A 12,559-nucleotide genomic window follows, 5' to 3' on the forward strand; every position below is an offset into this window, starting at 1 on the left:
CCTACTTTACTCCCCCTTGAACTGACTTAAGAAACGCAAGTCATTTTGATAGAAATTACGGATATCATTTACACCATAGCGTAACATGGCGACACGATCTGGCCCAAGTCCAAATGCGAAACCTGAATATTCTTCTGGATCGATCCCAGACATTTTCAATACATTTGGATGAACCATGCCGGCTCCTAAAATCTCGATCCAACCTGTATGTTTGCATACATTGCAGCCTGAACCACCACATTTGAAACAGCTGACATCTACTTCGACAGAAGGTTCAGTAAATGGGAAATAACTTGGACGTAAACGGATTTGGCGTTCTTCTCCAAACATTTTTTTCATCACAACTTCTAATGTTCCTTTTAAATCACCCATCGTGATATTCCGATCAATCACTAAACCTTCGATTTGATGGAATTGGTGACTATGTGTGGCATCATCGGTATCTCGGCGAAAGACTTTCCCAGGTGAGATCATACGTAGTGCACCTTTTGAAAAGTCATGCTTTTCCATCGTTCTTGCTTGTACTGGTGAAGTATGCGTACGAATTAAAATATCATCTGAAATATAAAAAGTATCTTGCATATCTCTTGCTGGATGATCTTTTGGTAAATTCATGCGTTCGAAATTATAGTGGTCAGATTCTACTTCATACCCTTCCACGATTTGATAACCCATTCCTACAAAGATATCTTCGATTTCTTCCATGATTTGTGTCAATATGTGCCGTGTTCCTTGTTTTACTGAGCGACCTGGCAAAGTAACATCTAGTGTTTCTTTTGCTAGAGACTCATTCATAGCTGCTTCTTCTAAAAGTTGTTTTCTTTCTTCGATTTTCACTGTTAATAAATCACGGATTTCATTGGCAAAGCTACCAACTTTTGGTCGTTCTTCTGGACTTAAGTCTTTCATTCCTCTTAAGACTTCTGTAATAGGTCCTTTTTTTCCTAAAGTCTCCACACGGATCTGATTCAATTCTTTTAGATCCGTAGCCTGTTTGATTTTAACGATCGTTGCTTCTTTCAAGCTTTCCAATTGTGCTTGTAAAGACATGCCTGTCTCCTCCTTCAAATTCAAATACAAAAAAGACCTCATTCCTTATAAAGGAACGAGGTCTTCGCGTTACCATCCTAATTTATGATACAAAAGCATCATACACTTACTTTATTAACGACAATTGCCGGTCTGGTCGAAGCCAGACGAACTCGGAAAGTGAACTTCATTTTTCAAACACAGGATCTGCTTGCAGTCTCTGACAGATCTCCCTGAACTGGTTTAACCAAACTACTCTTTTTCGTCAACATTCTTTATTTTATTCAACTAAAATTTAGTTTACAAGATTTCAATTATAAAATCAACTGCATTCTTCAGGCGTTACCCATTTTTCACTCCAGACTTGCAACTGAACGATCGCTTTTTGCAGATCTGCTCCTTTGTTTGTCAGCATGTACTCGGAACGGCTAGATTCATTACAAGAATAATTCCTAGTGATGATCCCTTCCTTTTCCAATTCCTTTAGTCTTTCCACCAATACGCGGTCACTGACCATCGGGATCTTTGCTGAGAGATCAACAAAGCGTTGAGGTCCATTTTCGAGTAAAACATCAATGATCAACCCATTCCACTTTTTACCTAAAATTGAGAATGTTTTTTCAAATTTGGGACACAGGGTAAATTCCGTCTGTGTAAGCTCCATTTTTCTCACCTCTTTTCAAAAGTATAGCATATTACTTACAAAGTGTAAGTCAAGATTGCTCATTTATGAGGGATTATTAAGATTTATTATCTTTTTCGCATGTAACAGCACTAAAAATACATCTCTAACTGGTTTATCCAATGCTTCTGTCATAGCCTTTTGATAAAGATTCAATTGACCACGATATTTATCGACTACTTTCTCGATTTCTTCTTCTTGATCAGGATGTAAAATGAAATCTGTCTTAAAATCATAGATCTGTACATGATCGGAAAAATCGAGGTAGCCGTCTACAATACCATGGACTAACAATTCATCTTCTACATTTGGATATCGATCAAATACATCTTTAGCCAAAAGCAACATAGAAAATGGTTGCTCTCTTTTTACTTTTTCTGGATGCTTAATCAAAGATTGCCCCAACTCTGTTTCGAAGAACCACAAAATCCCATTGATATCTACTTGTTTTGCTACCTTTTCATCCACCAACCGCTTTTCTACCAAATTCGCTAGTTCCTGTCGAATGGTTTCTTCTGTTGGTACTTTTAACGGTAATAACTGCAAAAGAAAATGGGTAGCTGTACCGACAGCGGCAGAAGAAACTCGGCGGTCTTTTTGTAAAAATCGAGGCTCGGCTAATTGTTGTTGTGTGTAACGGAAAGGTTGTGCGAATGCTCTTTTTTCACTACTTTCCCATGTAAGTCTTGCATCTGTTGAATCATCTGGATCTTCAAACAAGCGTTTGATCTCTGAAACCGATTGATAACTAGTGGTTTGTGCAGAAGCTTCGTAAGGATAAGTATAAGCAAGCCTGTCTTTCAATCTTTCTTCTAGTGGTCGTTGATTTGCTTTTGTTTCGCTCTTTTGATCATTTACCCTCAATGATTGACGCTGTTTCAACAACTCTTCTTGATTCATCCAAGTAATCGAGAACCCAGCTGAATCTTGTAATCTTGATAGTGTATGATTATCTGAAGTGTATTCACTCATTTTGGGATGACGAATCAAACTATAACCGATCCAGTTCATCAAACTACCATTGCTTTTCAAACGAATGGTAGGATCTAACACGAGTTCTTCTTGTTCATTGGCCTCTGCCCAAGTTTTCAGTGTTTCTTCTTTATTTTTATAGGAACCGACAATGAATAATTTTTGCTCTGCTCTTGTCAATCCAACATATAATTTTCGCATTTCTTCCGATAATAATTTCTTCTGTTTGGCCAATTTGATTGCCTGATAAGGTAATGTATCATACAATACTCGAGTTTTCGGTTCCATGTAGCGAACCCCCGCTCCTAGTTTTTCTTCAAAAGCATAGCGATTTTTTAAATCTTGTAAGTTGAACTGTTTGGTCATGTCTAATAAAAAGACGATTGGGAATTCTAATCCTTTACTTGCATGGATTGTCATGACACGAACTGCATTATCTTCGGAAGCAACTACTGGTTCTGCCAAATCTTTATCTTTTTCTTGCATCTTTTCAATAAAACGCACAAATTGATACAATCCCCTAAAGGAACTTTGCTCATAAGCCTTTGCCCGATCCACTAATGCGTATAAGTTTGCCTGTCTTTGGATACCAGCAGGAAGCCCTACGACATATTCTAAGTAACCTGTTTGATAATAAACTGCCCATAAAAGATCTGTGATAGACGAACGTCGTGCTAATTCACGCCAGTTTTGCAATTGTTCGTTGAAATGTAGCAGCTTTTCAGCTAGTTCATCTTGATTGGCTTGTTGATAGGCTAGAACTGCTTCATAATACGAATGCGTCCGATCTGCTAACCGAATACGAGCCATCTCTGGTTCGATCAAGCCGATGATAGGCGAACGCAGCACGGATGCTAATGGAATATCTTGATAAGGATTATCGATCAATTGCAATAGTGAGACCATGGTACGGATCTCAGTTGCTTGAAAATAGTTTTGCGCATCATTCATTTCTAACGGAATATCGAATGTCTTGAATACTTCCAAGATCGTCAGATTATTCTTTTTCGTTGGTGTCAATAAGACAATATCCTTATATTCCACGGGGCGTTCTTCTTTTTGTTTTTTATCATAGATCATGAACTTTTGATCGATCAGTTGGCGGATCTTTAAGCCTGTCATAAATAACTCGCCTTCTGTTTTGTCCTCCAGCAACTCATCTTCTGGTAGTTCAAACTCTGATTGTTCTTGCTCTTTCTCATAGATCAATACTTCAGGTTCGAATCGATCATTTTGAGGGAAATCTGGAAAACCTAAGACTAGTTTTGCCGCTTCATCGTAAGAAATTTGTCCCACTGCTGGATCCATCAATTGTTCAAAAATCAAATTCGTAAAAGCTAAAACTTCTTGCCTTGAACGGAAATTTTCTGCAAGAACAATTCGTCTACCGCCTTTTTCTTCAGAAAAATCTTCATACTTTCCGATAAAGAGGCTAGGATCAGCTAATCGGAAGGAATAGATCGACTGTTTCACATCACCAACCATAAACAAATTCCCTTTTGTTTCATCTGGTTCTCTCACCCAATATAAAATAGCTTCTTGTAATTGATTGACATCTTGATATTCGTCTACCATCACTTCTTTGAATTTTTTTCGGTAATAATCTGATGCCTCACTAGGAAGCAAGCCTTCGTCTGTACGTTTGGTTAAGATCTGTAAAGCTAAATGTTCAAGGTCATTGAAATCTAAGACCCCTTTTTCACGTTTACGCTCACTGAAGCCTTCCATGAAAGCTTCAGTGACTTCTGTCATCTTCTCAACGATTGGCAAAGCTTTTTTGCTTAGTTCTTCGATTTTTTGCGGCGAGACTGGGAAATAACTTTTTCCAACTTGTTGGATCAGTTTTTTTGCTCGGTCTCGTAATACTTTTACTTCTGCTGAGCGTTCTTTTAACTCCGCTTTTCGACTACTCTTAAATGTCGTAAATGTCAGATTCTCCAACTGACTATAAGCAGACGAAAGATCATCTTGTAAGAAAGCTTCATAGATTTGTTGAACTTGTAGGTGTTCACTGGCTACTTGGTCAAGCATCTTTTCAAGTCCTTCTTCTTGAGATAATCCCACCATCTCTTCATACAATTGGACACATCGGAAAAGATCTGCCACAACAAATGGACGTATTTGTTCTTGATACAACACAGACTCGGCGAGTCCGTCTTTTAAACGATACGCCTCAGGTAAATTCTTTAACCAACCAATTGGATCAGGATTTGCTCGGGCAAAATCATACAGTGAAAAGACGAGATTCGTCAATCCATCATCTGAACGATCATTTGAAAAATTCATGGTCAATTGAAAGAAAGGTTCTTGATTTTCAGCGTAGAGATTTTCTCTTAATTCATCCCAGACATCTTCTTTCATCAAGATTGTCTCTGTCTCATCCGTAAGCATCCGAAAGACTGGATCAATATCGATCAAGTAGTAATATTTTCGGATCACTGACAAACAAAATGCGTGGAGAGTGGAGATCGTAGCTGTCGGTAATAAAATCAATTGTTTGGTGAAATGCTTTTGCCAAAACGGATCACTTTCACTATTAAGGGCTTCTTGTAATGCTTCTTGAATCCGTTCCTTCATTTCTTTCGCTGCTGATTCTGTAAAGGTCACGATCAATAACTCGTCGATATTCACGCCCATTTTTAATTTTTCAATCACTCTGCGAACCAACACTGTAGTTTTCCCCGATCCCGCAGAAGCAGAAACCAGCAAATTATCTCCTTGATCAAAAATGGCTTGCCACTGCTCATCGGTAAAACGTTCATTTTCCGGTTTTAAAGGAATTGATGTCACTCTTCTTCACTCCTTTTCAGTATTCTTCGCAATGCTTCTTCTTTATCTAATTTTTCTAAACGATGATAATTGTTTTCTTTCAACATCACGTCAAAGGTACAAATACTTCTGAATGGACAGTAACCACAAGCAATTCGTTGTTTATCTTTATACGCTGGGTTTAGTTTGATTTCACCAGACGTGATGGTATCTCCAGCTAAACGCATATTTTCACGATTGTGTGCCATAAATAAGCGTAGTTCTTCTTCGGTATAAAACTTCTCTTTGCTATAGCTACCTTTTTGAAGTTCATCCTTGGCATTTTTCTTCACTGGATAAATCAATGAACTTTCTTTGGCTTCTAATGAGTGGTCAAGCACTTCTAAAAGTCCAGGATCATCAACGAATACACCGTCATAACTGAATTTCTTCAAAGTACTTTTCTCAACTTCCGTCGTATCTGTCAGGACAGGGTTATGGACATGTAGATAGTAAGAACCAGCTGGTTTAACTGCAGCTTTTCCTGTTAGTCGTACCGCATCCATCAACGCAACATCAAGATATGTCAGCAATTGCATCGCCATTCCGTAATAAGCTTCCGTTACATCAAAAGAACGTCCACTTGATTTATAATCTACCACACTCAACCATGTGTTTGCTTCCTCATTTGCGACATCGATCCGATCGATTTTTCCTCGCACATGAAGTTTTCCACCTTTGTTCAAAGGAATTTCAAGGCCAGGAATTCCTTGAGCTCCTGCGATCTGGCCAAAAAGTATTTCCGTTTGCAAAGGTTTCATACCTGTATTTTTACTTTGTTTTTGCAAAGCCCACGCTACTTTTTGGATCGTTTGCCCTAATTGATAACGAATGTAATTCATCCGAGCAGAACTATCTAATATCTCAAAGCGCAATTCACCAAATACTTCTTGTAAGACCCTTTCAGTAAACTCTTGTCGTTGCTGATCAGACATTTCAACTAATGATAGCTGATTCGAAAAGAGTAACTTAAAGAAGCGATCCAGTGATTCATGATAAAAATCACCGGTTGCTGCCGGTGTCAAACCATAAATATTCCGCTCTTTTAGTTTCAGCCCAAATTGAACAAAATATTTATATTCACAGTTATAAAAATTTTCCATACGTGAAATGGATGTATAAATTTCTTTCCCATAAAGAGCCTCTGCCATCTCCTCTGGTAAAGAAACAGGGAGATTTAAATGTTCTTGACTTTCAAAAATCGATAAAGCAAAATTTCGCCATTCCGATCGTAAGACAAGTTCTTTCAATTGTTGCCAATAAAGTGGTACAGGTTGCTTTTCGTCTTGCGCTAAACGATACACTCGATTGATTGTATCAATCCCGCTTCGATATGTTCCCACATAACAGTCTGGCTCACTATTTAACTGTAAATGTACTTTTTGTTCGATAGGAACGCCTAGATACTCAATAACTCGTCTTAAATAAGGAGATATTTTCAATGTATTCGTATCATAGCTTTGCGCATAACTTAAATACAATTGCTCCCTTCCAGAGACGAAGACCAAATAAGCTTGAAATGGCTCAAATGACATGCTTTCCTTCGCTGGATCGACTAAATACTGATCATCAGACAAGACATTATTGAGTGCTTCACGTTCTTCACTAGATAACAAGCCTCTAGTTTCTTGTCGATCAGGAAATACTTGATCATTCAACCCAATAGCAAATGTGACAGCCGCTTGATTTGCTCGTACGAGTTCCAAACGATTGACTCTTACTTGGTCAATCGCAGTCGGAATTTTCCCGTAGTTCAGATTTTCTAATCCACTCGTGATGATTTCTTGGAATAACGTCCAATCAAACGGAGTATCTCCATAAATCAACGCATATTCATCAAGGAGATCCATCAATGCTCCCCACGTTTGTTCATGGTTTCTAGCTGCTGCTAAGGCGCCTCGAGCTACCTCTTGATCACGCCAAAATAGTAATTGTTTTTGGACACCACTAGTAAGCAAAAACTGATAAAACACAGTCGCAGCTTCTTGCCCTGTTTGACAATCCTTGATTTTTTTAAAAAAAGTCGGAACAGTCTCACGAAATAATCGTCTGACATTGTTTGACTGCATCTCTAATGCTTTGACATCTTCCAGCTGCTCTGCTTCAAAGTCGTAGGATACAAACTGCCAATCCTTTTCGCGTAACCAATAATTTCCTTGATAATTGTAAGCTAAAGCTACATTTTCTGTCACATCAAGATCTTTTCGAAACTGATTTCTTTCTTCTTCCCATTCACTTAGGTCCCGTGGTTCATTCGTTGAAGGAATCACTAGTTCGGTCTTAAAAAAACGCATGATATCATTTAGCCGATACTGATAACGATCTAAAGAAAATAGACTATTGATCCACTCAATCAATGGATGATTTTCCATTAGTTGATCCTCATCAAGATAAAATGGGATCGCCATTTCTCGAAAAATTGGTTGAAGAATATTGCCATAAAGCCCCATATCTTTCGTTAAAATTTGAATGTCACGGTAACGGTACTGTCCTTCGCTAACGAGTCGGCGAATCTCTACAGCCACTTGGCGAATTTCTTCTGTCGGGTTTTCTGCCTCCCAAAGGCGAATCTTATCTTGTTCGCCTAGTTTCCTAGCATGGATCGGTTGTTGACTGGATGTTTCTTCCCACATTCGTTGCAAGGCCTGAAGTTCTTGATTTACTTCTTGATTTTGTGCATACTCATCCACTAATACTGGCAAGTTCAATCCTCTTGCTGCTTGGATCAATTGCAAATAAAGCTTTCCAGACGTGTAAAATAGTGATAGTGGATCAGGCAATTCTGTCGGGTAAGGACGATCCAATAATAAATCAACGACCAAATGCCCCTTTTCCATCATTCGTTGCAATAACTGGTACTCGCGGGCATTGATCCTAGAAAACCCACTGACTAAAAACTTGATATGAGAATAATCTTGAGATGCCATATATTTTACTAAGATCGACAAAGCATCTTCAGACTGTAGTGCCCGTTGCAACAATTCCTCTTCAAAAGCAGAAAAAATCAATTGAAGATCTTTCATTTTCAATTGCCGATCTTCTTCTTTCGGGGAATCTGTCAAAATAGCTGTAATAAGATCTGACGGCGCAATATTGCCGGTTTGCAACTCCCCATATAACTCTTGCAATTGTCGGATAAATCCCTTTTTTCTGATTTCACCTCGAAAAATCGTTAACTCTTCACGATTTTTTTCTAAAATCTGTCGCAATATCATGGCTGTTCCTGATTCTGAAAGTTCATTTCCAGAAAGTAAAGTCGTTTGCTGTAATAAGTACCAAGCTAAACGATAGAAACTAAAAACCTGGATATTGGTAGTACTAAAAGAACTTTTCCCACCTTTTTTACGCATTTCTGCCAATAGTTCTTGTTCTTGCTCGAATTTATTATAGTTAGGTACAAGGAAAAACACTTGATTTTTTTCATCCTGCTCTAGCCAAGCCGTTGCTTGATCTGTCAGAGCTTTACGATGATCTTTGAGACCGTTCCCTAAGATAAATTGTAGCGACATGTTTATCCTCCTTTTCGATCTTTTACATATGCTACATTATAACAAAAAACACTGAACATTTGTTCTTTTTGCTATTTTTTTCAAAATAAAAAAGTCAGGGATGGTCTCAGACCGTCCCCGACATGTTTCTCATACTTATGCATTATTTCTCATTTTATTTCGAGCAAAATCTCTCTTGCTAAATATTCTCAGCAAATATTGTTCTCACCTATTAATGGATCGATCCCATCAATTTTTTGATTGGTTCTTTGATTGCAAATAGGATCACTGCCCCAACAATTGCCACCACTCCGATAATTCCAAAGTAAGCTGACTCGGTACCTGGTGTGTAGAAACGCGCAATTTGTGCGTTTATCGCTTGGGATGATGCATCTGCCAAGAACCAGATCGCAATGGTTTGTGATTCAAAGGCTCTTGGTGCAAGTTTTGTCGTAACCGATAAACCAACTGGTGATAAACACAATTCAGCAATCACGATGATAAAGAAACTTCCAATCAACCAAAGTGGGCTGACTTTCCCTGAAGTTCCATACAACATTCCAGGAAGCATCAACAATAAATAAGATAGACCGGCAAATAGAAGTCCTAAAGAAAATTTAACAACTGTTGATGGTTGACGTTTACCAAGTCTTGTCCATAAAGTGACGAATACAGGCGTCAATGCAAAGATAAAGATTGGATTCAATGATTGATACCAACTTGGTTGAATCGTCATACCAAACAAAGTCGATTGGGTTCTTTCACTCGCAAACAGTGCTAGAATCGATGATCCTTGTTCTTGTAGAGACCAAAAAATAATGGCTGCTAAAAATAAAGGAATATATGCCCATACTCTTGGTTTTTCTTCGACTGTGACATCTTTTGACGATAACATTTTGATAAAATAGTAAAGTGGCAAGATAATTCCTAATACACTGATAACGTTGACAAAGAAATCAATTGACAAATGTCCAGTTAGTTGCGCCACTCCAAAAATAACCGCTAATACTACTAGTCCGATCACTACATTACGAATAAAACCATTACGCTCTTCTTTCGTCAATGGATTAGGTGCAGTCGTACCAACTCCATCCAATGTTTTTCGACCTTGGATCACGTATTGCAAAAGACCAAAAAACATCCCGAAAGCTGCTAATGAAAAACCTAAATGGTAGTTATATTCTTGTCCAATGGTTCCGACAATCAACGGTGCTAACAATGCACCTAGATTGACACCCATGTAAAATATAGAAAATCCTGCATCTCTTCGTAGATCTGTCTTACTATATAAATGACCGACCATCCCTGATACATTGGGTTTCAAAAAAGCAGTTCCTATGATGATCAAAGCCATCGAAATAAATAAAGTGGAGACACCAAACGGCAATGCCAACACAACATGCCCAATCATAATAAAGATACCACCAATGAAGACCGTCCGTTTCGCACCTAATACTCGGTCTGAAAACCAACCACCGACGATGCTAGACATATAGATCAATGAACCATAAATCGACATGATAGACAATGCAGTCGCACGTGGTAACCCTAGACCACCGTTAGCAACGGTATCGTACATATAATAAATAAGTAATGCCCGCATCCCATAATAGCTGAATCGTTCCCACATCTCAGTGAAGAACAGTGTCGACAACCCCTTCGGCTGGCCAAAGAAGCCTTTGTCTTGTTTTTCCATAATTTCCTACCCCAATTCTTTAAATTTTCAGAAAATAATACACACATTTACCGAAAAATTTAACTAAAAAACTTATCTAAAAAATATATACTTATTTTCTATAAAAACAAGAAGTTTTTAATTATAAAACAATAAGAAAAAACAAAGGTTATTTTTAATAATTGTTTTTATCTATTTTTTTCTAACACTAGAAAAGTTTCTCCTTCACTCTTGTATCCGTTCTCTTATTTTTTTACTTTTCATCCTTTTCTATCTAAGTAAACCAACTAAAAAATTCTTCTATATTTCTGAGCAGTTTGTTTTACTTACTTTTTGTAAGGTGTTATACTTCATTTTGTCATCAAGGAAAAAATAAACCAGACTCAAAGGAGAATATACTATGATTACTTTTACTGATACTTTAAAAAAACGCCGTTCCATCTACGATTTAGGACGTAATGTCACTTTATCAAACGAAGAACTTACTTCATTGATCCAAGAAGCTATTAAAGAAAGCCCTACTGCTTTCAATGCACAATCGACAAGAGCCGTAATCCTTTTCGGTGACGCTCATGAAAAAGTTTGGGAAATAACTGAAGAAGCTCTTCGCCCTTTAACACCACCAGAAGCATTTCCTAACACACAAAATAAATTAGCTAGTTTTAAAAAAGCTTACGGAACTGTCTTGTTCTTCAAAGATACAGACGTAGTCAAAGGTTTACAAGAACAATTTGCATTATATGCCGATAATTTCCCTGACTGGTCAGAACAGTCAAATGGAATTGCCACAGCTAATACCTGGGTAGCTCTAACAGAAAAAGGCCTTGGAGCTAATCTTCAACATTACAATCCAGTCATTGATGAAGCAGTTGCTAAAGAATGGGACATTCCTACAAATTGGAAACTACGTTCACAATTAGTTTTCGGTTCTCCTGAATCACCCGCTTTAGAAAAAGAATACATGAATGACGAAGATCGTTTCCGCGTATTTGGTGAATAATCCATCAATCTTGTGATTGAACCTATTTGTTCAACAAAATAAAACAGCCAAAGAATCCGAAAATAGTTTTTTCTATTTTCTCGATTTTTTGGCTTATTTTTTGAAGATATTAATTTTTAGTATACCCTATTCTACAGTAGAAATGGACATTTAATTTATGGTTATAATCGTAAAATATAAAAATCAAAAAGGTATGAAACAAGCCGATAACACATAAAACACATCTTCCTTTGATAAAATCCATCAAAAGTAGATGTGTCTTCTTGATACTGTCTCTTCTCGTCTTAATTCATGTGTAGCTATACGATAAGGCAAATCAACAACTGTTTATTCGTCCCCTTGGTCAATCATAATATCGATTTCTGCTTCATCATTTAAATGCTGCGCTAAAAATGAGATCAGTTCTTCCATTGATACAGAAAATTTCAACATAGGCCCTCGCCATCCATTGCGAAAAAAATTCATCTTAATTTCCTTAGAATCTTTCGGCTGGTATAATACAATTTTAGTGATCTCAGAATAAGGGACATTTCTTCGATCAAAACTGTTCAATACGAGACCTTCTTCGGTCAGACCCCGACTATCTAGCAAAAAGCTCAACAGAATAACCGAAGCTAATAAACCTTTTGCCAAGTCATCGATTGTTGGCTGGTTCATTAAAGTAAACCAGAAAACTAATATGGCAATAAAAGGAACAACTAAATAGACCCAACGGTTTCGAACTGCCTTATACACGATTTCTTTGCGAACAAGCCAGAGAAACAGACACATGATAATAACAAATAAAAAAAGTAAAATAGTTAAAAATGATACCATATCATTGATTCACACCTTTGTTTTTTGAACTCTTAGAAAAAGAATACATTGTTCTATATATTATAAAAAGGACTTGCAGCATCTATGAG

The 12,559-nt window shown here is 37.5% G+C and carries 7 protein-coding genes; 1 reads left to right on the top strand and 6 read right to left on the bottom strand.

All coding sequences use genetic code 11. The annotated features are described in order from the left end of the window. Positions 1 to 6: 6 nt before the first annotated feature. The 5 genes from pheS to A5844_RS01040 all read right to left on the bottom strand — a co-directional run bounded on the left by pheS (position 7) and on the right by A5844_RS01040 (position 10,675). Positions 7 to 1,050: a phenylalanine--tRNA ligase subunit alpha gene (gene pheS, locus A5844_RS01020; RefSeq protein WP_086283216.1), complete on the bottom strand. Its 1,044-nt coding sequence runs from the start codon at positions 1,048 to 1,050 to the stop codon at positions 7 to 9. A gap of 301 nt (positions 1,051 to 1,351) precedes the next feature. Then, a complete protein-coding gene (locus A5844_RS01025) occupies positions 1,352 to 1,693 on the bottom strand; it encodes a winged helix-turn-helix transcriptional regulator (protein WP_086283217.1) in 342 nt (113 codons plus the stop codon). Between the two features lie 63 nt (positions 1,694 to 1,756). Beyond that, complete coding sequence (gene addA / locus A5844_RS01030) at positions 1,757 to 5,473, bottom strand: helicase-exonuclease AddAB subunit AddA (protein ID WP_086283218.1); 3,717 nt, start codon at positions 5,471 to 5,473, stop codon at positions 1,757 to 1,759. Next, complete coding sequence (locus A5844_RS01035; RefSeq protein ID WP_086283219.1) at positions 5,470 to 9,000, bottom strand: PD-(D/E)XK nuclease family protein; 3,531 nt, start codon at positions 8,998 to 9,000, stop codon at positions 5,470 to 5,472. Before A5844_RS01035 ends, addA begins: the two co-directional genes overlap by 4 nt. A gap of 211 nt (positions 9,001 to 9,211) precedes the next feature. Next, positions 9,212 to 10,675: a peptide MFS transporter gene (locus tag A5844_RS01040; RefSeq protein WP_086283220.1), complete on the bottom strand. Its 1,464-nt coding sequence runs from the start codon at positions 10,673 to 10,675 to the stop codon at positions 9,212 to 9,214. A gap of 379 nt (positions 10,676 to 11,054) precedes the next feature. Here A5844_RS01040 and A5844_RS01045 point away from each other — a divergent pair, with 379 nt between their 5' ends. Beyond that, positions 11,055 to 11,654, top strand: coding sequence for a nitroreductase family protein (locus A5844_RS01045; RefSeq protein WP_086283221.1), 600 nt, complete (start codon positions 11,055 to 11,057; stop codon positions 11,652 to 11,654). A gap of 327 nt (positions 11,655 to 11,981) precedes the next feature. Here A5844_RS01045 and A5844_RS01050 read toward each other — a convergent pair whose 3' ends face one another. Continuing rightward, positions 11,982 to 12,470 (bottom strand): hypothetical protein, encoded by a 489-nt coding sequence (locus tag A5844_RS01050; protein WP_086283222.1) that lies wholly within the window; start codon positions 12,468 to 12,470, stop codon positions 11,982 to 11,984. Between the last annotated feature and the right edge of the window lie 89 nt (positions 12,471 to 12,559).

Origin of the sequence: Candidatus Enterococcus wittei (genome assembly GCF_002140175.1) — a bacterium.
In the GTDB taxonomy this organism is placed as follows: domain Bacteria; phylum Bacillota; class Bacilli; order Lactobacillales; family Enterococcaceae; genus Enterococcus_B; species Enterococcus_B wittei.

What these genes read in the sequence shown, in the direction of transcription:
- pheS (WP_086283216.1), bottom strand. Translation starts at nt 1,050, where the DNA reads ATGTCTTTACAAGCACAATTGGAAAGCTTGAAAGAAGCAACGATCGTT.
- A5844_RS01025 (WP_086283217.1), bottom strand. Translation starts at nt 1,693, where the DNA reads ATGGAGCTTACACAGACGGAATTTACCCTGTGTCCCAAATTTGAAAAA.
- A5844_RS01035 (WP_086283219.1), bottom strand. Translation starts at nt 9,000, where the DNA reads ATGTCGCTACAATTTATCTTAGGGAACGGTCTCAAAGATCATCGTAAA.
- A5844_RS01040 (WP_086283220.1), bottom strand. Translation starts at nt 10,675, where the DNA reads ATGGAAAAACAAGACAAAGGCTTCTTTGGCCAGCCGAAGGGGTTGTCG.
- A5844_RS01045 (WP_086283221.1), top strand. Translation starts at nt 11,055, where the DNA reads ATGATTACTTTTACTGATACTTTAAAAAAACGCCGTTCCATCTACGAT.
- A5844_RS01050 (WP_086283222.1), bottom strand. Translation starts at nt 12,470, where the DNA reads ATGGTATCATTTTTAACTATTTTACTTTTTTTATTTGTTATTATCATG.